Genomic DNA, 19881 nt, shown 5'->3' with positions numbered 1-19881 from the left:
GAGGACCTCCCCCATGTCGTTCATCGACACGCTCCCCAAGGCCGAGCTGCACGTGCACCTCGAGGGCACGCTGGAGCCGGAGCAGATGTTCCAGCTCGCCGCGCGCAACGGCGTCGGCCTGCCCTGGGATTCGGCCGAAGCCCTCCGCGCCGAGTTCACCTTCACCGGCCTGGAGCATTTCCTGCGGCTCTACACCGAGGGCTGCCGCGTTCTCTGCACCCGGCAGGACTTCTACGACCTCGCCGCCGCGTACCTGCGTCGGTCCGCCGCGGAGGGGGTGCTGCGCGCCGAGGTGTTCTTCGCCCCGCAGAACTTCCTCGACCGCGACATCCCGGTGACGGAGCAGTTCGGAGGTGTGCTCGACGCCATCGACGACGCCCGGGCGGACACCGGTATCGACGGCGCCATGCTCGTGATCGCCCAACGCCACCGCACCGAGGCAGCGGCTCTCGAGCTGCTCGAGGCCGTGCGCCCGTTCCGCGACCGGATCCTCGGCGTCGGGCTCGGCAGCGCGGAGCGGGGCAACCCGCCGTCCAAGTTCGCGCGCTTCTTCACCGCCGCGAGGGCCGAGGGCTACCGACTGACCTGTCACGCCGGCGAGGAGGGACCGCCCTCCTACATCCGCGAGGCGCTCGACGTCTGCGGAGTCGAGCGCATCGACCACGGTTACGCCGCCACCCAGGACCCGGACCTGGTCACCCGCCTGGCCGACGACGGCGTGCCGCTGACCATGTGTCCGCTGTCCAACCTGCGCCTGCAGGTCACCTCCGATCTCTCGACGTACCCGCTCGCCGATCTGATGAAGGCCGGCGTGCTCGTCACGGTCAACTCGGACGACCCGCCCTACTTCGGGGGTTATGTCAACGACAACTACGCCGCTCTCGAGCGGCATCTCGGGCTGGGCAACGCCGAGCTGGCAGCGCTGGCGCGCAACAGCTTCGCGGGGTCGTTCGGAGACCGGTCGGCCGTCGACCGGGGCCTCACCGCCGTCGACGACCACGAGCCGCCGGCCGAGGTGACCGCCGGAGCGGGATGGCGGTGACCGCCCTCGTCTACGATCGTCGCCATGGCTAGCGGTCCGGCCGAGCGGGCGCGGCTCCTGGGCCTGGTTCGCGAGTACGTCCTCGAGCACGGCATCGTCGATCTCTCCCTCAGCGAGCTGGCCCGGAGCATCGGGTCCAACAACCGGATGCTGCTGTACCACTTCGGCTCGCTGGACCGGATCCTGACCACCGTCATCGACGAGCTCCTCGACCGCAGGCACCTCCTCGGCGCGCTGTCCGACCTCATGGTTGCCGAGAAGACACCCGGAGCGCGGGTGACCGCGGCATGGCGCCACATCTCGCACCCGGACCGACTGCCCTACCTGCGGATCTTCTTCGGCCGATTCGGGATGGCCTCGGACAGCCCTCCGCGCTACCAGAAGTTCCTCGAGCAGACCCGCGGGGAGTGGACGGACGCGGTGGCCGCCGCACTCACCGACGACGACCGGATCGAGGACCCGCAGCACGTCGCCATGGCGATCGTCGCCCTCTGGCGTGGCCTACAGGTCCTGCTCATCGCGGGCGAGCCGCGCGAGGCCGTCGACCTCGCGCACACCCTGGCCGTGCGGGCACTCCTGCCGCCGACCAAGGAGTGACCGGCCCTGAGCCTTCACCGACAGGGCACATCCCACCGCGGGGGAATCGCGTCTGCACGGCCTGGCGGAGTTCCTCGCGTCCCCGGACTCCGCGTTCCTGCGGTTCACGCCGCGCGGGGCCGAACCCGATGCTGTGATCGACGTCCGCGCGGTCCTGCAGCAGGGCCCCGCCATGCTCCTGCCCGCCAGGGTCCGCACGGCCTCACCGACTATGGGAAGGTCTTCTGCCCGGACCCGCGGCGCGAGGACGTCTTCGACCTTGACGAGCTGGACCGGCAGCAGGGCTGCCTGGTCGTGATCCGGCGGCCCGGTACGTGGCGAAGGTCCCCGCGCTCGATGCCTACCGGGAGCTCCTGGACTTCCTTGCCGGTGCGCTGGTCGAGCAGTCGCCGGCGCGACCCATCGGCACCGACTCAAGAGTCGGACACCCGCTCCCCAGGCCTCGTGACGCCGGCCTCGAAACGGTGGAGCCGGTCGCGCAGGCGAGCAGCTCCTCGATGGTCCACTCGCCCAGCTCCGCCGCGACCTCTTTGCCGGTGGCGCGGCGCAGCCCGTCGAGGACCGCCGCGCCCGCGGGCGGCAGCGTGACGAGCTGGGCGCGGCCGTCCTCCGGGTCGGGCGGGGTGCTGATCCATCCCGGCGGCGCAGCGTGGTGACCCTGCAGCTCACCACCGACAGGTCGAGCGAGAGCTGCTCGGCGAGGTGGCTGATCCGCGCTGGCCACGAGAGCCGTACCGCCTCCAGCGTGGCGACGAGCATGGCGCGGTCCCCGTACTCGATGTCGGCGGCGCGACGCCGAGATGCTGTGCACAGACCTCAGGATCTCGGCGCACAGCTCGGCCCTACTGGTCATCCGGCGACCCTCTCGCACGGGCGTGTGCCGCGACCGGTCAGCGCCGAGGCGCGTCTCACGGCTCGCCCCGGGGGCCAGCACCGGGCAGAGGCGCTCCGCCTCCCGGACGTTCTCGTACGCACCCTCCGGCGGCGCGGTGGTGAGGAGCTCGACGATGCCGTCGTCCTCCCGCTGGTCGAAACCTCCGGCGCGACCAGCACGCACTGTCCTGCACCCACGCACCTCCCCTGGTCGACGACGACCTTCACGCCGTCTCCCCCCGTCCCCGGGCCGTCCCAGGTCCCCGGCAGCGAGTGCTGCCGCCCCTGGAGCTCGTGGACCGCATCAGCGCCTACGCCCTCACCGACGCCGTCTTCGCCACCGAGCGTTCGGCGATCGACGACACCCACCGGCTGCTGCGGCACGCCGCCGGCAACTTCTACGTAAACGACCGACTCACCGGCTCGATCGTCTCCCGGCAGCCCTTCGGCGGCAGCCCCGGTTCGGGCACCATTGTGGTCGTCGAACCGGGCTCGTCATCGGCTCTCCCACACCGGCAACCGGCAGCTCAACGCCACGCTGCACCGCATCGCGACGCTCAGGCCCGCTGCCACCCCGACGCCAGAGCCATGCCCGCCCGCCGCAAGGCCACTGGCGACGGCGGGATGGAAGCCCTCCGGATCCTCAAGCGCCGACTCTCCGACGTCATCTACCCAAGCATTACAGGCAGACGCCCAGAACAGTCCCGCCCGACTCGTCGCCTGACAGAGGAGCCAGAGGCAGGCTCTCCTGCGACTCGGCCTCCGACAAAAGCGCTGATGAGCGAGGCGCCCACAGATCAGGGTCCGGTCAGTCACACCGTGCTCGAGTGCCGTGACGACCTCGTGCGTTTCCCGAGCTGGCTCTCCCTGGGCTCGTCGAACACGCCGCCCGACAACGCTTGCCAAACGCGAGCACCTACACCCCAACCACGACGAGGCGGATCAACAGCCGCCGATGCAAGAACTTGCCATGCGCGAGGGACCACGCGGCACCGTCACTTGGGCTCGACGTCAGTCACCAAATCGTCTCGACGACCAGAGATCACCCAGCGTCGCGGCCGAGACGACGAGCCCATCGCTGTTCTCGGCGTTACCCAGAGCGTCGAACGCCGCCTCCGAGAGCCGATCCGGAGAGAACAGGTAGTAGAGCAGCGAATGTGAGTCCGCGACGACTCTCACCCGGCGACGGGCCCGAGTGCGGAACGACGCTCGGCCCGGTCGTCATCGAGCGCCTGTGACCACGCCTCGATCACCTCGTCCGGCACCAGACCAGCGAGCCTGCCCGCCGAACGACCACCTCGACGACTGGCTGCCTCAGCCTTCACCAGCCGCAGGTGGGCTCCGGGACGCACACCATGGCGCGCCAGCTCAGCGGCCGGAACCGTCAGGCTCCCGTCGCTGCTGACGACGACCTCGAACGAGTCCGCGGTCTGGAGCGTGGTGCTCATGATGCCTGCATGCTACCGCTCGATCGTCGCGATTGAGGCGGTGCCGAGCAGGCCGGAGACGCGCAGGACGGCGCGCTCGCAGGCGGGCGCGGTGGCGGGGAAACTGGTCAGCCCAGAACTCCTGGGCCCTCGTCGAGGTACTTGCCCGTCAGCAGGGCCGAGTTCGGCTCTCGCTGCTCGCGCTGTACGAGGGTTTTCCGTGTCCGCGGTGAGGAATTCGGGCAGTGCGCCGTCGCGGGGAAACGCGGGCGTCATCGAACCCGCCGTGCGTCGGTGAGCGGGAATGAGCAGCCTCGAACATGGGCGTATCCCAATGCGGCGGACGCGCGGATGAAGGGCCCCTGAGTGAACAACACACGAAGTGTTGTTGACTGTCACTCAAAGTAGCGCGGAATTCCGATTCGCTGACGAGAGGTGACCTTCAGCGGGATCGCCATGAGACCTCAAGCGCCCGGCGTGCGAACCCCTGCCGTCGACATCCGAAGCCGGGCGTCGACCAGTCGGTCCACGAAGCCGTCCGCGCCGCCGGGGAGGGCATCGGCGCCCTCTATCAACGTCACCCAGGCCGCGTTCTGGCTTGCGCCGGCCAGGGCGAGTGCCTCGAACTCGACGTTGATCGTCTCGTCGATCAGGGCTCGGTCCTTGAGGTCCTGTAGGTAGGCAGCGATGATCCGCAACATGTGGGCCGGGCCGGATCCGGCCGCCCGGTGCGCGTCGGCGTAGTAGGTGAACAGCTCGCGGTCGCCCAGGACGGATCCGACGATCGGCATGCTCGTGGAGTAGAACGAGTACAGCGCGCCCATCACATCGAGCAGTCCGGCGCGCAGGTCCGCGCGCTTCGCCCGGTCCAACGCGTCGTAGACCGTCCTGGCCTCGGGCAAGCCGGCCGACAGGACCGCTGCCAGCAGCCCGCCTTTCGACCCGAAATGCTTGAAGATCAGGCCCTCGCTGCAGCCCGCTGCCTCGGCGATGCGCCGGGTCCGCAGCGTCGCGACCCCTTCCTCCCTGATCAACATGCTCGTCGCTTCGAGGATCTGTTCCCGCAGGGACATCAAGTCTCCCTTCCCCCGCCCGTCCGTGGGGCCGCCTGTTGACACGGCCGTCGCACCACCGCATCATAACCGCAAGGTTCGGTGAGCACTCACTCACCGCTGGGCCTCAACGACGAGAGGGCAGTGCCAGTGGACCTGATGCGACCTCGAGCAGCCGCGACTGAGTCGGATCCGCCGCGGCGCAGGGACGGCGAGCTCATCCTGTCGGGCCGGGGCGACTATCTCGACGACGTCCGCATCCCGGGCCTGACCTATGCCGCCTTCGTCCGCAGCCCCCACCCGCATGCCCGGGTTCGTGGCTTCCGCACCGCGGCCGCGGAGGCTCATTCGGGGGTGCTGCGAGTGCTGACCGGGCGCGAAGCAGCCGAACGAATCGGCCCGATCCCCCATTTCTTCAGTCCGACCAACGTCGGCGGCAAGACCACCGATTTCGAATGCCTGGCCTCCACGGAGGTGTACTACGTCGGCCAGCCGGTGGCGGCCGTCGTCGCCACCGACCCCGGCGACGCCGAAGCGGCGGCCGAGCTGGTCGAAGTGGACTACGACGTTCTTCCGCCCGTACTCGACGCGCACCAGGCACTCCAGTCCGGCGCACCCCAGGCGTTCTCGCACTGGGACGACAATCTCGTCGTCCGGGTCGCGTTCAACGAGGGTGACGTGGCGGAGGCGTTCGAGTCCGCTCCCCATGTCCTGCGGGACCGCGTGAAGATCCAGCGGTACGGCACATCCCCGCTGGAACCACGCGGCTACATCGCCCAGTGGAATCCGGACGGACGCCTTGTCGTGCGGGCCTCCACCCAGATGCCCCACCCGCTGCGCTCCGCACTGGCCGCCATGTTCGACCTGCCCGAAACCGCGGTCCGGGTCATCGCGCCGCGCCTCGGCGGCGCGTTCGGTCACAAGTTCCACGGCTATCCCGAAGAGGGCGCGCTCTGCCTGCTGAGCCGGCTGGTGCGGGCACCCGTGAAATGGCTGGAACGACGCGAGGACGCCATGCTGGTCGGCGCCCGCGAGATGGAACACGACCTGGCCATCGCCTTCGACGACGAGGGCGTGATTCTGGGCCTTCGTGACTCGATCGTCTGCGACGTCGGGGCACTCGGAACCAGCGCGGGCTGGGGAATGGCGTTCGTAGCCGCGATGACGTTCCCCGGCCCGTACCGGGTTCCGGCGTACGACGTCGAGAGCCTCGTGGTCGTCACGAACAAGGCCCCGTGGAACGGCGCGCGCGGCTTCGGGAAGGAGTCGGCGTGCCTGGCGCTGGAACGAGCGGTCGACCTGGTAGCGGCCGAGCTGTCGCTCGATGCGGCCGAGGTCCGCAGGCGCAACTTCATCCCCAGCACCGCTTTCCCGTACTGGACTGCCTCGAAACGGCTGGATTCCGGGGACTACCAGGCGGTCCTCGACAAGGCGCTCGCCCTCGGCGACTACCCGGAGCTCGTCGAACGTCGGCGACAGGCGCGGGCTGCCGGTCGGCTCGCCGGGGTCGGGATCGCCTTCGAACTGACCCCGGAAGGCGGCGACTTCCCTGGCGGACTCGCGCGCGGCTTCGACACGTCGACCGTGCGAATGGACCCGGCCGGTTCGGTGACGGTGCTGACCGGGGTCACGAGCCCGGGAACCGGAAACGAAACGGCCATCGGTCAACTCGTGGCAGCCGAGCTGGGCGTGTCCTTCGACCGGGTCCGCGTCGTACAGGGCGACACCGACACCACGCCCTACGGATTCGGCAATGGCAGCAGCCGCTCCCTGAATCTTGGTGGCGGCGCGGCGGTTCTCGCTGCCAGGGAGGTTCGCGCCAAACTCGTTGCGGCCGCGGCGGTGGCCCTGGAATGCGATCCGGGATGCATCGCGCTGGACAAGGACACCGTGTTCCGCGAGGGCGGGGCCCAGATGCCGATCAGCGACCTGGCCCGCTTCGTCTACACCACTTCCATCGCGCACCCCGCGGTGCCGTACCAGCATCTCGAGGCGACGTGCAGCTACGCGCCCGAGCAGAATCTGTTGCACCAGCCGGATTCCGCCGGCCGGACCTCGTCCTATCCCACGTTCTCGAACTCGGCACACGTCTGCGCGGTCGAGGTGGACGAGCACACCGGACAGGTCACGCTCGCGTCGTACGCGGCGGTCGACGACTGCGGCGTCATCGTGAACCCGATCCTCGTGCGCGGACAGTTGCTCGGCGCGATCGCGATGGGCATCGGAGGCGCGCTGTGGGAGGAAGCCCGTTTCGACGACCGTGGCCATCCGGTGGCGACGTCGTTCAAGAACTACCTCGTGCCACGCAGCGTCGACCTTCCCGCGATTCGCGTCGGCCACCACACGACGCCGTCGCCGTTCACGTTGCTCGGTACGAAGGGCGCGGGCGAAGGAGGCGTCGCCGGCGCGGTCGCGGCCGTGTGCAACGCCGTGAACGACGCGATCGCACCTCTGGGCGCCCGCGTCAGCAAGATGCCGCTCAGCGCGCCGAACGTCCTGCGGGCCATCCGCGAGGTGACCAAGTGATCCGCGACCGCCTTCGCTACCACGCACCGGCCGACGTCGAGACCGCATGCCGGATCCTGGGCGACAGCCCGTCCGCCGCCGTCATCGGTGGCGGCACGATCGCGGTGCCGCGGCTCGGGCGCGGCGAACTGCGAGCGGACGACATCGTTCACCTGAGCCGCGCCGGTCTGGCCGAAGTAGTGTTGAGCGAGGGCGAACTCCGTATCGGCTCGATGGTGACGTACGCCGGACTCCTTGCGACGCCGGGCATCGAGCAGCTCAACCCACTGCTGTGCACGGTCGCGCGGGGTATCACCGGCGGCGACCAGATTCGCAACCAAGGCACGCTCGGCGGGTCCATCTGCCATGCCAACCCCGCCTCGGACGTGCCGACCGCACTCGTCGCACTTCGGGCACGGCTGGTTCTTCATAGCATCGAAGGCGAACGCGAGGTGCCCGCCGGTGAATTCCTGCGCGGCGGTTTCCAGGCCGATATCCGGCCCGGAGAAATCCTGACCCACATTCTTGTGCGCCCCGTCGACCGGTCCGGCTACCACAAGTTCAAGCTCAGCGAAAGCAGCTGGCCGATCGTGACCGCCGCGGCAACCCTGACCCACGACCGGCAGTGTCATGTCGTTCTCGGCGGAGTGGAGCCGGTTCCCGTTCGGATCGACCTCTCGCAGATCGTCGGAACGGAATCCACCATCAGGGAACTCGTCGCGGCGACCGTCAGGCCGACCTGGTCCGACGCACTGGCGCCCGCCGAGTACCGGCATCTGATCAGCGGTGAGATTGCCGCTCGGGCCGTGGCACAGCTTGGAGGCGTGTGACATGTCGAAACTCGACTCGCAGGACGTTCCCGGCCGTCGGATCACGGTGACCGTGAACGGCGTCGAACGCAGAGCCTGGTGCGCCGACCGGACGCTTCTGGCCCACTTTGTCCGCGAGCAGCTGGCATTACCCGGCACGCACGTGGGTTGCATGAACGGCGACTGCGGAGCATGCACCGTTATCGTCGATGGCGCGATCGTGAAGTCCTGTCTGCAATTGGCGGCTGCCGCCGACGGGGCGGAGATCACCACGGTCGAAGGACTTGGCGAGCCTGGGAATCTGCATCCGGTCCAGGAGGCGTTCTGGGCGGAAGACGGCTTCCAGTGCGGGTTCTGCCTGCCGGGCCACCTTCTCGTCGCGCTGAAACTCGCCGAGCAGCAGGGAGATCCATCGGAGGAAGAGATTCGCGCTGCGCTCGCGGGAAATCTCTGCCGATGCACCGGATATCAGTCGATCGTCGCCGCTGTGCAGCGTGCGATCCGGCAAACAGAAGGGACGTAGATTGCTCTCGCGGCAACAGGTCAGTCAGATAACAGAGGCACGGCTGCAGGAAGTGGCGGAAGACGTCTTTGCCTACGTACAGCCGGACGGCGGCTGGTTCGTCAACAATTGCGGAGTTGTCGTCGACAGGAATTCCGCGGACTGCCTGGTCATCGATTCGAGCTCGACAGAGAACCGCACCAGGAACCTGATCAACGCGATTAGGGCCGAAACCGGACATACCGCGTCAGTTCTGGTCAACACGCATCATCACGGCGACCACACGCACGGGAATTACCTGTTCGACAGCGCCGTTCATATCGCCCACACGCTGTGCCGTGAGGAGCTGCGGCATCTCTCGCTCCCCGCGCCAGGCGCGTTCTCCGACAACGTGGAGTGGGGCGACATCCACATCTGCCCGCCCACCGTGACATTCGACAGTTCGCTGACCGTGCATATAGGTGGGCTGGCCTGCCACCTCGAGCACCTGGGCACTCCCGCGCACACGACCAACGATGTGGTGATCTGGCTGCAGGAACGGTCAGTGCTGTTCGTCGGAGACCTGTTGTTCCACGGCGGAACACCGTTCGTGGTCCACGGATCCATCGAAGGCTCCCTGACGGCGCTGCGTAAGTTGCGACGCTACGAGGCCGCGATCATCGTGCCCGGGCACGGCCCGGTGGCGGACTCGAGCCTCATCGACTTCGTGGAGTCCTACCTGCTTTTCGTGCAGGAGCTCGCCGCTGACTGCTTCGCGCGTGGCCTGTCACCGCTCGATGCCGCACGACAGGCGGAGCTGGGCGAATTCGCGCAACTGCTGGACAAAGAACGTTTGGTGGGAAATCTCCACCGGGCATATGCCGAACTCGAAGGACGGCCGCTCGGCTGGCGCCTGGACGACAGCAGGATTCTGGCCGACATGGCCGCTTTCAACGGCGGCCGACCGCTCACCTGCTGGGCGTGAACATCGAGCAATGCACATTTCGAACAAAGGAGGCCGTTGTGCGGTGGGTCAGCTACGTTTCGCCGACCGACAAGAGGGAACGAATCGGCGTGGTCGCCGGTCAGCACGTTCACGGGCTGGCGGCGCCCGGCAGCCTGCGCGACCTCATCGCGCAGGGGCAGGAGGCCACCGTCGCCGCCGCTGAGCGCGCGGTCAGCGCCCCGGCGGAGGTGCTGGACATCGCGGCGACCGAACTGCTCGCCCCCATTTCCGTTCCACCATCCACTCGCGACTTCATGTCGTTCGAGGCACATGTCGCGGCTTCGGCGCTGGCGGTCGGCGGCCGGGTGGACGAGGGCTGGTACGAGAACCCGGTCTTCTACTTCTCGAATCCCGCGGCCACCGTGGGACCGGAGGCGGACATCGCCGTCGCGCCCGGTTCGAACGAGATCGACTACGAGCTCGAGGTCGCCGCCGTGATCGGTCTCGCCGGCAGCGACATCTCCGTCGAGGACGCGGCAAAGCACATCGCCGGGTACACGTTGCTGTGCGACTGGAGTGCGCGTGACCTGCAGCTTCGGGAGATGCGGCAGTCACTCGGCCCGGCGAAGGGCAAGGACTTCGCCACCTCCCTCGGGCCGGTACTGGTGACGCCCGACGAGATCGCCCACCTGCGTACCGGAAAGGGCTACGCCATCACCATGACCGCCGAGGTCAACGGCAAGCCGTATAGCTCGGGGTCCTGGGCGGACATCCACTGGTCGTTCGAGCAGATGGTGGCCTACGCATCGCGTGGCACGCGGCTCGTGCCGGGCGACGTCATCGGCAGCGGGACCGTTGGCACCGGCTGCATCTTCGAGCTCGCACGCGTGCACGGGCAGGACCGCTTTCCCTACCTCCGGCCCGGCGACGAGGTGGTGATTCGAGCCGATCACCTCGGTGAGATCAGCGCTCGGATTGTCCCGGGAGCCGAGCCCCTGCCGCTGACTCGGCTCTAGCTCCCGGCCGACGTCGGCGCCCGGCGGCCCTTCAGCGGCCGACCGGTCGCCGCGTAGGCCTGGTCGATCAGGCTGTCCAGGTCGGTCGCGTCGTCGCTCGTCACCCACCGGGCGAACGCGGTGCGGAACAGTGCGAGCGCGACCTCGACCTGCGCGGCCGCGGTGAGCTCGTCGACTCCCCGGTCGGTCAGCACGCGCGCGAGGGCCTCGGCCCAGGACTGCCCCTTGAGCAGCTCACGCTCGGCGAGTTCACGGTGTGCCCTGATCAGCGCCGCTCGCTGTGCGAGCCGCGCTCGCCGCGGCGTCATGTCGGCGGCGAGAGCGGATAAGGCGTCCCGGAGCGCCTGGTCGAGCGGCTCGGGAGGGTGCGGCAGAGCGTCGACCAGAAGACCCACGAGCCGGTCGCCGTCGCCGAAGAGCACCTCTCGCTTGTCGCCGAAATGGCGGTAGAACGTCCGCTCGCTCACCCCCGCGCGTTCGGCGATCGCGACGGCGGTGGTCTCGGTGTAGCCGTCGCGTGTGAACAGTTCCAAGGCGGCCTGTTGAAGCCGCTCCCGGCAACGCTCCCGCCGGTTGACCATTGCGCCACCCTACCTGGTGAGCCAGCTAATGGCAGATCCTGACATTTCCTGGTAGCGTGAATGTCAGATCCTGACAGTCGGAGGACGATGATGCTGGCCCCCAACGACACGATCGCTGAACTGCGGTCGTCCTACCGCAGTGGAGACGTCACGGCCGGCGAGGTCATCGAACGCCACCTCGCCCGGATCGAGACGTTCGACGCTGTCGTCAACAGCATCGTCACGATCAATCCGCACGCGGCCGACGATGCGGCGCGTCTCGACGACCACCACCGGCGGACCGGGACACTCCGCGGTCCCCTGCACGGGCTTCCGGTGGTGATCAAGGACAACATCGACGTCGCGGGCCTCGCGACCGCCTTCGGTTCGGTGGCCTTCGCGGAGCACCTCGCCACCCGCGACGCCGTCCTGGTCACCCGGCTCAAGGACGCCGGAGCGGTCGTGCTCGGCAAGACCACCATGCCGGACTTCGCGGCGTCCTGGCACGGGCATTCCTCGCGGTCCGGCATCACGCGCAATCCCTACGACACCGCACGGGACCCGGGTGGTTCCAGCAGCGGAAGCGCCGCCGCAGTCGCGGCCGAGTTCGCGGTGGCCGGGATCGGCACCGACACCGGTGGCTCGATCCGGATCCCGGCCGCGTTGTGCGGGCTGGTAGGCCTGCGCCCCAGCGTCGGGCTCGTCAGCCGCACCGGCACTGCCGCGCTCGTTCGCCAACAGGACTCTCCCGGCCCCATGGCTCGATGCGTCGCCGACGTCGCGGCGTTGCTGGACGTGCTCGCCGGCTGGGATCACCGGGATCCCGACACCGCGCTGCCCTCGGCGACCCGCAGGGACGGGACATTCACCGACCGCATCACTGCCGGCGCCTTGCGGGGAGCTCGCATCGGCGTCGTCCGGGAGCTGGGCGCGGTCGATCCCGCGGTGGCAGGCGAGATCGACCGGGCGCTCGCCGCGATGCGGTCGCGTGGCGCGGTTCTGGTCGAGGTCGAGCTGCCGGGGCTTTCCGGGATGCTCCTAGAGACGTCCATGTATTTCCTGCAGTCACGCCGGGACCTCAACGAGTACCTGGCCCACGCCGGCGCACCCACCCAGGATGTCGGCGAGGTCGTTGCCCGTGGTGACTTCTTCGCACACCTCGCGTTGTTGCCGCTAGTCGCCGCCGGTCCCCGGGACCCCTGTTTCGACCCGGCGTACGCCCGCGCCCTGGAATGCCGAACTCACCTGCGCAACGCCGTCGCAGGCCTATTCGCGGAGTACGGATTGGCGGCCTTGGCGTATCCCACGGTGCGAATCGGCGCTCCGCTCTGGGCCGACGTCGACGCCGGAACCTTCGAGGACGGCCCCGCCGGCCGGGACCGGTCACCGACAAGCTTCCCGACGAATACCCTGATCGCGGCACAGTGTGCGTTCCCCGCGCTGACGCTGCCGGTCGGGCAGACCGGCGACGGACTGCCCGTCGGTCTCGAACTGCTCGGCCTGCCCCACCACGACGGAGACCTGCTCGCCCTGGCACACGACCTGGAGCTGGCTTGTCCTGCGCGTCCCGTACCGACCGACTACCAACAGGTGGTGAACCCGTGATCGACCACAATGTCCCGCTCATCGACGTGCACGCCCACTTCTCGCCACCGGCCAGCTCCGAGGTCCGCCGGGCCAGGTGGGAAATGATGCGTCGCGAGATGTTCTTCGCCGAGGCGCCGTATGAGTGGAGCGTGCCGGAGACGCTCGCCGTCATGGACGAGACCCGCACCGCGATGCAGTTGCTGAGCAACATTCCCGCCGACCTCGAGGAACTGCGCGCCTCCAACGACTACGGCGCCGAGATCGTGGCCGCTCATCCGTCGCGGTTCGGATTGCTGGCCGCGCTGCCCACCGACGATCCGGACGCGGCCGTCGCCGAGGTCCGTCGGGCCGGTGAGGTCGATGGGTGGGCCGTGCACGCCGAGTACAACGGGGTGTCCCTGCAGGACCCCGTTCTCGACCCGCTGTGGGAGGAGCTCAACCGGCGCCACGCGGTCGTTTTCGTGCATCCCAACGCCTACGTCCCCGCGGTCGCGGCGATGCCGAGGCCGCTGTTCGAGGTGGCCTTCGACACCGGAAGGACGGTCGTGGCGATGGTCTACACCGGCGTGTTCCAGCGATTCCCGGACATCACCTTCGTGTTCGCGCACGCCGGCGGCACCTTCCCCGTCCTCGCCGGGCGGCTGAGTCTGCTCGGCGCGGAATCGTGGGTGCCCAATCCCCTTGGCCTGAGCCGTGAGGACATCGCGACGACCCTGCGGCGGCTGTGGGTGGATACCGCGGCGTCGGCCAGCACCCAGCAACTGGCTGCCGCCGCCGAGACCGTCGGCGAGGACCACATCGTCTACGGCTCGGACTGGGGCGTCCCCTGCACCGGACGTGAATCGCTGACCCGCAACATCCACGCACTCCGGGACAGTCACGGCCTTTCGGAGGCGGCCCGCGCCGCGGTCAGGAACCGTGCTCGCGTGCTGTTCCCCGACGCGGCGAAACGCGCTGCGCAATGGCCGGCGGTTTCGGCCAGCGGCCGCTGAAATCCCATGGCACGGTGAGATCCTCCGGCCTCGCTTCCGTCCTGACCACAACGAAAAGTTAGGAGTCCTTCCATGACCCATCCGACGGAAACTCCGTCGCGTGCCCTCGTGCTTGGTGGGGGCGGCGTGACAGGCATCGCGTGGGAGGTCGGTGTGCTGGCGGGGCTCGCCGCTGCGGGTGTCGACTGGAGCAAGGCCACCTCGGTGATCGGCACCTCGGCGGGCTCGTTCGTCGGCGCCGCGGTCGCCAGCGGCTATGACCTGGAGCGGCTCTTCGCCGCTCAGCTTGTCGCGGACGAGAACGAGGTGGATGCCAAGGCGTCCGAGGCCACGCTGCAAGCCTGGTGGGCGGCGCTCGAGGAGGGCGGCGAAGATCCGCGCAAGGTCGGCGCGGCGATGGGCCGGATCTCCAAGGCCAACCCCGAACCCGTGCCCGCGGCCGTACGCCGCCGGGTCGTGGCTTCCCGCCTGGTCACCACCGACTGGCCCGCAGTACTGAAGGTCACCGCCATCGACGCCGGCACCGGCGAGCTGCATCTGTTCGACCGGCACTCCGGCGTCGCACTGTCCGACGCCGTCGCCGCCAGCGGCGCGGTTCCCGGGGTCTGGCCGCTCGAACACTTCCAGGGCCGGTCCTGGGTGGACGGCGGAATGGTCTCAACCACCAACGCACGCCTGGCCGCCGGGCACGACGCGATCGTCATCCTGGCGCCGATGCCCGCCGGCTACGGGCGCATTCCCGGCGCGGCCGCGGATGCCGAGGCGCTCGCCGAGAACGCCGACGTGCAGCTCATCACACCCGACGAGCACAGCGTCGAGGCCATCGGCCCCAACCCCTACGACCCCCAGCGCCGCACGACAGCCGCACACGCCGGCCGGGCGCAGGGCGAGGCCGTCGCGGACCAGGTTTCGAAGCTCTGGTGATTCTCATCACCGCTCTGCCGGGCTTTCATGTCCTCGACGCACATCAGGTCGACGCTGACGATTGGTCGCGGGCCATCGCCTCCGCCTCGGCATCGACGTCACAGGTGAGGGCGGCGAGCGCCCCCAGGGTGCTCCGGACGCGGAGCCGGGCCGGGTCGTAGAGGTCGGCGTGCTCGCGGAGCGCAGCCCACTCCTGCTCGGCGAGCTCGTGATAGCGGGTGAGCCCGGGCTCGCCGAGGAGGTCGGCATAGCGCGTCACCGCGTCGTCGAAAATGGCGAGATCGCCGCCGGCCGACTTGCGGGCATGGAGCCGCTGGGCAAGCTCGCGAGGATCGGGACGGATCGCCTCGCAGGCCGCCAGATGGAGATCGGCGAGGCGGTCGGAGACTTCGCCGAGCAGGCCGTCCGAATCGTTGACATACTCGTCGGCCCGCTCGGCACAGTCCCCGGCGTACTCGGTGAGCTCGACGGTCCGCCCGGCCCACGCCAACAAGGCCTCCACCCGGTCGACGACGGCGTCGCCAGCGCTTCGCTCATGCCCGTCGCCGGTAGCGCGGCACCCGCACCCGTAGCTGCAGCGGGTGCCCGACCACCGGGAACATCGCTGACCCTGCGCTCGACGCTGTCGCGGTACACCCCGACCAGTCCGCACCCCGGGCAGGCGTCGGGCCCGTCGGTGAGCAGGTCGCCCCAGAGCACGGTGGTCCCGCCGTCGAGGGCGGCGTCGGTGATCCGCACCCCGAGCTCGACGGTACGGACGATCGTGCCGGCCACGATCTGGGCGGGCGGGCACGTAGGCTGCGACATCGGGTCCCCGAGGTGTTCGACGATGTTCGGCGTAGGAACCTTCATCATCAACTTCTCGGGGCCCGCCTCAGCGCAGCGACACGAGCCGACCCCCGCGGCTACTCACACCCTCACCTGCACTCCGTTTCCGGAAGAGCACTTCGCTGCTGAGTTCAGTCCGAGTGGAGTTGTCACGGTCAACGACCGGAGAGAAGCTTTGGTAGTGACTGCTCTTTGGGGGCAAGTAGGATCACGCTCCGGGACTGCCCACGACAACAAGGGGGAACGGGGCATGGACCTCTTCGACAACTCGCAGCTCTCGCGGCTCCTCGCTCGCTACTTATTCGTTGAGCGAGACGCACCGGGTCGCTCGTGCTGGTGGCGAGGACGCGAGATCAGGATGCGCCTTCGCGTTCCACACCCTACCTTCGATCGGCGATTCACACGACAAGGCTAGCCGGCCAACCTTGCTCAGCTGCCACTATGACCCGCGAAGTATCGGAGGAGCATCTGCTCCGCTTCAGTGACGATGGCGCTGTCCCCCTGCTGATCGTGGAGGAATGCGAACTGCATGAGTCGCTCGAGTGCATGGAGCGCGGCTCGACACTGCAGCGTCGTCAGGTCTTCGAAAAGCGGCGAGTGCTTCTTGAACTCAATCCACACCAACTCGGCCATGTCATCGATAAAGAGCTCATCCAGAGCCCTGACACGCTGGGTGAGGTTCTGTCGCACCCACAGCTCCCGAATGAGAGGCGTTCGATGCTCGGCGACATAAAGGTCAATCAGTACGTCACAGATCTCGGCCCATTGATCACCAGGCCGATGTGCGAGAGCGTGCCGGAGACTTTCCAACGAATTCTCCAGTGTCTCGCAGGACAGCTCGTCGAGTACTCGTTCGGGTGATTCGAAGAAGGCATAGAATGAGCCCCGACTGACCCCGGACTGCTCCAGCAGCAAGGTCGGTGACCCAGCCACGGCTTCGTAACCGATCTCCTCCACCAACTCCCTCGCCGTGTCGAGGACCCGCGCGATCATTGCCTTCGACCGTTCCTGCAGCGGCAACTTGCGCAAGCCGCTGCCGAGGTGGCCGCGCCTTCGAACCCCACCTCCCCCGTCAATGGAGTGCGTCGCCACTGGGGTCCTCATCCTGAACCGACCTCAACACCATGTCGACAAGCGCCTACCTCGCAAAGCGGTCCTTACCACGCACCGTGGCATAGCCTACGCGACTGCAGTCGCGACCCGACACTTAATCTTGGTCACGTTCGGCTCGTCGCCGAAGCAGTGAACCTTTGCCAACCTGGTGAACGACCAGGTCAGGGCGTGTGCGGCGTGACGTGACCTCGAATGGGTGAAGCTCCTGGTAGACGGGCGATCGCCTAGATTAATCCGCCCCACCAGGCTTCAAGGTGCTGTCCTACCCGTCCGGGATGACCGTGTCCAGCCGCGCCCTCGGCGTGCTGTCGGATGCGCTGCGAGCGCAGCGCAGCCGGCGCGGGACTCGGTGGCGCAAGCTGCCCACCGGCCGTCAGGCCCTGTTGGTCGTGGCGTACCTGCGCAAGGGCGAGACCTATGCCGACCAGGCCTGCGGATTCGAAATCGGCACCTCGACGGTAAACCGCTACATCCGCGAGGCCCTCGAGTTGCTGGCGGCGATGGCACCGACGCTGGAACAGGCGATCGAGGTCGCGTCCTGGAAGGCGTTCGTGATCCTCGACGGCACCCTGCTGCGCATCGACCGGGTCGGCATGGCGTCGGGCTACGACCGCGCCTTCTACTTTAGGAAGCACAAGGCCCACGGGCAGAACGTGCAGGTCATCGCCGACCCGATCGGCCGCCTGGTGTGGATCTCCCTACCCCTTCCCGGCGCCCGCCATGACATGGGGCGCCGCCCGCGAACACGGCATCATCGACGCCCTCACCGCCCATGACACCGCGGCGGCCGCCGACACCGCCTACCAGGGCGCCGGTCCCACGGTCGCGGTCCCGCAGCGGCGCCGACGCAAGGACCCCGACACCGGCCGCTACCGCAAGCTGTCGCAGAACCAGAAGGGACTGCCCAGACTTCGGGTGACTCCTGGCCTGTGAGGACGTGTTCCTCGCTGGAAGGATCGACATCGTGCCCAAGCCGTTCCCGAAGGAGTTCCGACGCGACGTGATCGCCGTCGCCCGCCAGGGCGACCAGTCCATCGCGGCTGTCGCGCGGAGCTTCGGGATCTCCGAGTCGTGCCTGTCGCGCTGGTTGAAGATCGCCGACCGCGAGGACGGCATCACCGTCGACGAGCTGTGGGAGCTGGTCGAGCCGTTGCTCCCGAAGCCGCGCAAGGCGAGGCGAGGGACGGACCGGGCGCCCGCAATCGCCGCCTCGGCGACGCGATCCACCAGTGGGCGCTGACGGGCGGTGCGGTGGGCGCTATGCCGGCAGCATGCGCTTTCCCGATGGTGGCGGGCTGACCGCCGAGGAGCGCGTCCGGCGGGAACAGGTGCGGCTGGCGGCGACCGAGTGGATCGAGGAGGGGGCCAGCGACCGGGAGGTGGCGACCCGGGTCCGGGTGACCCGGATGTCGGCCAACCGGTGGCGCCGCGTGCTGGCCGCCGGGGGCCGGGTGGCGCTGGCGTCAAGGGCCCGGGCGGGGCGCGCTGCCGGCTCAGCCTCGCCCAGCTGGACCAGCTGCAGGATCTGCTGGGCTGGCCGAGCGGCGTGGGGCCGGGCCGATCAGTGCTGGACGCTGGCCCGCATCGCCGAGGTCGTGCATCAGCGGTTCGATGTGGACTACACCTTGGCCGGGCTGATTCTGCTGCTGCACCGGATCGGCTGGCGTGTGCAGGTGCCGGTCTGGCGTGTGCGACCAAACGCGGCGTCGCACAGATCACTGCCTGGGGGAGGAGACCTGGCCGGCGATAAATGAACCGCGGCGGACCCCGGGCGCCTGGCTGGTGTTCGGAGACGAGTCCGGCCAGGGCTCGAGGCCGCCGAAGGGACGCACCTGGGGCCGCTGCGGTCGCGCTCCGGGGGTGCGGGTGACCCTGCAGAACAGCCCGCGGCTGTCGCTGGCCGCGTTGGTGGCCAGCAAGCCCGGGCGCCGACCCCGACTGATCCACCGGACCCACCGGCCCGGCCTGCTCGACGGCTTCTCACCATTATCGGCCTCGACTTCAGCCTTTTAGCCTCCGCCCCTAATGATCTCTAGTGCTGTGTCGGCCCGCTAGCAATGGGGAAGACCTGTTGTGCGTTGCGGCTCAGGATCTGCTCAAGCGTGTCCTTGCGCAATCCGCGACGCTCGAGCCAGGGCACGAGCGTGCGCGCGATGTAGGTGTATCCGTGTCCGCCGTGGGTCTGCATGCTGGTCTGAAGCCCACGTCCTGGGACAGCAGGATCCGATCTGCGAGTCCGTTGCTGACCATCGCTTGGATCGCGTCGATGCGCACCTCGACGGAGGGATAGGTGAAGTCGACCTCGGGCTCGTAGCCGTCCTGCCCGAAGAGGTCGAGCTGGATGTAGCAGCCAAGCGCGACGGCGATGTCGAGGAACTTCGGGTCGCGGGTGAAGCCGTCGCGGTGGCCCATGATGACGCGGTCCATGTCGGCGCCGAGATCCTCGACCCGCTGTGCGATCTCAAGGAGGGTCTCCGCAGTCGGAACGTAGTAGGGGTTGTGGATCGACAAAGCCGCGCCCGTGATCTGCTGGGCGCGGACGCTGGCTGCGAGTGCGCGTTCCTCAACCGGCTTGATAGGCCAGGACACTCCGACCTCACCAATGACGCCCGCCCGGATGTCGGTACCGTCGATACCGACGGTGATGTCGGTGACGATCTGCTCGACCATCTGGTCCTCGGTCATCGCTTTGACTTCGTCGGACTGCGCAGCATCGAGGTAATAGCTCGAGCCGGCGACGATGTTGAGGCCGGTCGCTTCGGAGACCCGCATCAACCCGGCAGCGTTGCGACCGATGCCGATACTGGTGAGTTCGACGAGGGTGCCGATCCCGTAGGCCTCCGGAGTCGAGAGCTCCGCGATCGCCTCCGCCTCGTTGGTCATGTGGAGGTTGCCACGATTGGCGCAGGGGAACTCGAGCCAGTGCCAGAGGTCCCCGATTTCGGATTGGCCGTCGGGTCGTCGCCGTCGGGCAGCGGGTTGTCGCCCGGATCCCAGTAACAGTCCATCTCGATGAAGACATGCTCGTGGGGGAGCGTGATGCCCATTGTGGACGGGTCGACCTCTCCCCGCACGGTCCTCAACATCGCGGTCATTTCCACACACCTTTCCCAAGAGACGACGACAGTC

At 68.4% G+C, this 19881-nt stretch carries 22 protein-coding genes and 3 pseudogenes; 15 read left to right on the top strand and 10 right to left on the bottom strand.

Features of this window, described 5'->3' with window-relative positions; genetic code table 11:
* The first annotated feature begins 13 nt into the window (after nt 1-13).
* The 3 genes and pseudogenes from LWC35_RS19355 to LWC35_RS19340 all read left to right on the top strand — a co-directional run.
* A complete protein-coding gene (locus LWC35_RS19355; RefSeq protein WP_232871556.1) occupies nt 14-1042 on the top strand; it encodes an adenosine deaminase in 1029 nt (342 codons plus the stop codon).
* A gap of 24 nt (nt 1043-1066) precedes the next feature.
* On the top strand, nt 1067-1639 hold the full coding sequence (locus LWC35_RS19350) for a TetR/AcrR family transcriptional regulator (RefSeq protein ID WP_232871555.1): 573 nt from the start codon (nt 1067-1069) through the stop codon (nt 1637-1639).
* Between the two features lie 1158 nt (nt 1640-2797).
* A pseudogene (locus LWC35_RS19340) lies at nt 2798-2983 on the top strand (L-glutamate gamma-semialdehyde dehydrogenase); the annotation flags it as partial.
* Between the two features lie 540 nt (nt 2984-3523).
* Here LWC35_RS19340 and LWC35_RS19335 read toward each other — a convergent pair.
* The 3 genes from LWC35_RS19335 to LWC35_RS19325 all read right to left on the bottom strand — a co-directional run bounded on the left by LWC35_RS19335 (nt 3524) and on the right by LWC35_RS19325 (nt 5012).
* Complete coding sequence (locus tag LWC35_RS19335) at nt 3524-3691, bottom strand: PIN domain-containing protein (RefSeq protein ID WP_232871623.1); 168 nt, start codon at nt 3689-3691, stop codon at nt 3524-3526.
* Nucleotides 3688-3960 carry a hypothetical protein gene (locus LWC35_RS19330; RefSeq protein ID WP_232871554.1) on the bottom strand — a complete coding sequence of 91 codons (273 nt, stop codon included), beginning with the start codon at nt 3958-3960 and terminating at the stop codon, nt 3688-3690. The genes LWC35_RS19335 and LWC35_RS19330 overlap by 4 nt, the downstream gene beginning before the upstream one ends.
* Nucleotides 3961-4403: 443 nt before the next feature.
* Complete coding sequence (locus tag LWC35_RS19325; RefSeq protein WP_232871553.1) at nt 4404-5012, bottom strand: TetR/AcrR family transcriptional regulator; 609 nt, start codon at nt 5010-5012, stop codon at nt 4404-4406.
* A gap of 123 nt (nt 5013-5135) precedes the next feature.
* Here LWC35_RS19325 and LWC35_RS19320 point away from each other — a divergent pair, with 123 nt between their 5' ends.
* The 5 genes from LWC35_RS19320 to LWC35_RS19300 are packed head-to-tail and all read left to right on the top strand — an operon-like array spanning nt 5136 to nt 10748.
* On the top strand, nt 5136-7517 hold the full coding sequence (locus LWC35_RS19320; protein ID WP_232871552.1) for a xanthine dehydrogenase family protein molybdopterin-binding subunit: 2382 nt from the start codon (nt 5136-5138) through the stop codon (nt 7515-7517).
* Nucleotides 7514-8326, top strand: a complete 813-nt coding sequence (locus tag LWC35_RS19315) for an FAD binding domain-containing protein (RefSeq protein ID WP_232871551.1) — start codon at nt 7514-7516, stop codon at nt 8324-8326. The genes LWC35_RS19320 and LWC35_RS19315 overlap by 4 nt, the downstream gene beginning before the upstream one ends.
* A gap of 1 nt (nt 8327) precedes the next feature.
* Entirely contained in the window at nt 8328-8828 is a 501-nt protein-coding gene (locus LWC35_RS19310) for a (2Fe-2S)-binding protein (protein ID WP_232871550.1), read from the top strand.
* Nucleotides 8829-8880: 52 nt separating this feature from the next.
* Nucleotides 8881-9771: an MBL fold metallo-hydrolase gene (locus tag LWC35_RS19305; protein ID WP_232871549.1), complete on the top strand. Its 891-nt coding sequence runs from the start codon at nt 8881-8883 to the stop codon at nt 9769-9771.
* Complete coding sequence (locus tag LWC35_RS19300) at nt 9768-10748, top strand: fumarylacetoacetate hydrolase family protein (RefSeq protein WP_232871548.1); 981 nt, start codon at nt 9768-9770, stop codon at nt 10746-10748. The genes LWC35_RS19305 and LWC35_RS19300 overlap by 4 nt, the downstream gene beginning before the upstream one ends.
* On the opposite strand, the gene LWC35_RS19295 is transcribed toward LWC35_RS19300, so the two are convergent.
* Nucleotides 10745-11281, bottom strand: a complete 537-nt coding sequence (locus LWC35_RS19295; RefSeq protein ID WP_232871547.1) for a TetR/AcrR family transcriptional regulator — start codon at nt 11279-11281, stop codon at nt 10745-10747. The two genes, LWC35_RS19300 and LWC35_RS19295, sit on opposite strands and share 4 nt — an antisense overlap.
* Before the next feature lie 111 nt (nt 11282-11392).
* Nucleotides 11393-11602 carry a hypothetical protein gene (locus tag LWC35_RS40355; RefSeq protein ID WP_232871622.1) on the bottom strand — a complete coding sequence of 70 codons (210 nt, stop codon included), beginning with the start codon at nt 11600-11602 and terminating at the stop codon, nt 11393-11395.
* On the opposite strand from LWC35_RS40355, the gene LWC35_RS19285 reads away from it, so the two are divergent.
* The 3 genes from LWC35_RS19285 (at nt 11516) to LWC35_RS19275 (ending at nt 14811) form a co-directional block, all read left to right on the top strand.
* Nucleotides 11516-12913 carry an amidase gene (locus tag LWC35_RS19285; protein WP_232871617.1) on the top strand — a complete coding sequence of 466 codons (1398 nt, stop codon included), beginning with the start codon at nt 11516-11518 and terminating at the stop codon, nt 12911-12913. The two genes, LWC35_RS40355 and LWC35_RS19285, sit on opposite strands and share 87 nt — an antisense overlap.
* On the top strand, nt 12910-13887 hold the full coding sequence (locus LWC35_RS19280) for an amidohydrolase family protein (RefSeq protein WP_232871546.1): 978 nt from the start codon (nt 12910-12912) through the stop codon (nt 13885-13887). Before LWC35_RS19285 ends, LWC35_RS19280 begins: the two co-directional genes overlap by 4 nt.
* Nucleotides 13888-13959: 72 nt before the next feature.
* Nucleotides 13960-14811 (top strand): patatin-like phospholipase family protein, encoded by an 852-nt coding sequence (locus tag LWC35_RS19275; RefSeq protein ID WP_232871545.1) that lies wholly within the window; start codon nt 13960-13962, stop codon nt 14809-14811.
* A gap of 43 nt (nt 14812-14854) precedes the next feature.
* Here the strand turns inward: LWC35_RS19275 and LWC35_RS19270 are convergent, their stop codons facing one another.
* Together LWC35_RS19270 and LWC35_RS19265 are read right to left on the bottom strand one after the other, a co-directional pair.
* The gene (locus LWC35_RS19270; protein ID WP_232871544.1) at nt 14855-15301 is read right to left on the bottom strand and encodes a hypothetical protein; all 447 of its coding nucleotides are present in this window, start codon (nt 15299-15301) and stop codon (nt 14855-14857) included.
* Nucleotides 15302-16068: 767 nt separating this feature from the next.
* The gene (locus tag LWC35_RS19265; RefSeq protein WP_232871543.1) at nt 16069-16731 is read right to left on the bottom strand and encodes a TetR/AcrR family transcriptional regulator; all 663 of its coding nucleotides are present in this window, start codon (nt 16729-16731) and stop codon (nt 16069-16071) included.
* A 296-nt stretch (nt 16732-17027) separates the two neighbouring features.
* On the opposite strand from LWC35_RS19265, the gene LWC35_RS19260 reads away from it, so the two are divergent.
* The 4 genes and pseudogenes from LWC35_RS19260 to LWC35_RS19250 all read left to right on the top strand — a co-directional run bounded on the left by LWC35_RS19260 (nt 17028) and on the right by LWC35_RS19250 (nt 18506).
* The gene (locus tag LWC35_RS19260; RefSeq protein ID WP_372463069.1) at nt 17028-17528 is read left to right on the top strand and encodes a transposase family protein; all 501 of its coding nucleotides are present in this window, start codon (nt 17028-17030) and stop codon (nt 17526-17528) included.
* Complete coding sequence (locus LWC35_RS41000; RefSeq protein WP_372463068.1) at nt 17473-17685, top strand: hypothetical protein; 213 nt, start codon at nt 17473-17475, stop codon at nt 17683-17685. Before LWC35_RS19260 ends, LWC35_RS41000 begins: the two co-directional genes overlap by 56 nt.
* A 31-nt stretch (nt 17686-17716) precedes the next feature.
* Nucleotides 17717-17866, top strand: a pseudogene (locus LWC35_RS41265) (transposase); the annotation flags it as partial.
* A gap of 157 nt (nt 17867-18023) precedes the next feature.
* The gene (locus LWC35_RS19250) at nt 18024-18506 is read left to right on the top strand and encodes a winged helix-turn-helix domain-containing protein (protein WP_232871542.1); all 483 of its coding nucleotides are present in this window, start codon (nt 18024-18026) and stop codon (nt 18504-18506) included.
* A 278-nt stretch (nt 18507-18784) separates the two neighbouring features.
* Here the strand turns inward: LWC35_RS19250 and LWC35_RS41260 are convergent, their stop codons facing one another.
* From LWC35_RS41260 to LWC35_RS19240, 3 genes and pseudogenes are all read right to left on the bottom strand, one after another.
* Complete coding sequence (locus LWC35_RS41260) at nt 18785-18940, bottom strand: phosphotriesterase family protein (protein WP_504939188.1); 156 nt, start codon at nt 18938-18940, stop codon at nt 18785-18787.
* A 23-nt stretch (nt 18941-18963) separates the two neighbouring features.
* A pseudogene (locus LWC35_RS19245) lies at nt 18964-19635 on the bottom strand (phosphotriesterase family protein); the annotation flags it as partial.
* The gene (locus LWC35_RS19240; RefSeq protein ID WP_232871540.1) at nt 19632-19847 is read right to left on the bottom strand and encodes a phosphotriesterase family protein; all 216 of its coding nucleotides are present in this window, start codon (nt 19845-19847) and stop codon (nt 19632-19634) included. The gene LWC35_RS19240 and the pseudogene LWC35_RS19245, both read right to left, overlap by 4 nt.
* Nucleotides 19848-19881: the final 34 nt, after the last annotated feature.

Source organism: Pseudonocardia kujensis, from assembly GCF_021283305.1.
GTDB classification, from domain to species: domain Bacteria; phylum Actinomycetota; class Actinomycetes; order Mycobacteriales; family Pseudonocardiaceae; genus Pseudonocardia; species Pseudonocardia kujensis.
The sequence above is the reverse complement of the archived record's forward strand: the minus strand, read 5'-3'. Positions and strand labels throughout refer to the sequence as shown.

Coding starts and splice junctions, on each gene's coding strand:
- LWC35_RS19240 (WP_232871540.1), bottom strand. CDS start 19,847: ATGACCGCGATGTTGAGGACCGTGCGGGGAGAGGTCGACCCGTCCACA.
- LWC35_RS19355 (WP_232871556.1), top strand. CDS start 14: ATGTCGTTCATCGACACGCTCCCCAAGGCCGAGCTGCACGTGCACCTC.
- LWC35_RS19325 (WP_232871553.1), bottom strand. CDS start 5,012: ATGTCCCTGCGGGAACAGATCCTCGAAGCGACGAGCATGTTGATCAGG.
- LWC35_RS19275 (WP_232871545.1), top strand. CDS start 13,960: ATGACCCATCCGACGGAAACTCCGTCGCGTGCCCTCGTGCTTGGTGGG.
- LWC35_RS19250 (WP_232871542.1), top strand. CDS start 18,024: ATGCGCTTTCCCGATGGTGGCGGGCTGACCGCCGAGGAGCGCGTCCGG.
- LWC35_RS19350 (WP_232871555.1), top strand. CDS start 1,067: ATGGCTAGCGGTCCGGCCGAGCGGGCGCGGCTCCTGGGCCTGGTTCGC.
- LWC35_RS19310 (WP_232871550.1), top strand. CDS start 8,328: ATGTCGAAACTCGACTCGCAGGACGTTCCCGGCCGTCGGATCACGGTG.
- LWC35_RS19330 (WP_232871554.1), bottom strand. CDS start 3,960: ATGAGCACCACGCTCCAGACCGCGGACTCGTTCGAGGTCGTCGTCAGC.
- LWC35_RS41260 (WP_504939188.1), bottom strand. CDS start 18,940: ATGCAGACCCACGGCGGACACGGATACACCTACATCGCGCGCACGCTC.
- LWC35_RS41000 (WP_372463068.1), top strand. CDS start 17,473: ATGACATGGGGCGCCGCCCGCGAACACGGCATCATCGACGCCCTCACC.
- LWC35_RS19260 (WP_372463069.1), top strand. CDS start 17,028: ATGACCGTGTCCAGCCGCGCCCTCGGCGTGCTGTCGGATGCGCTGCGA.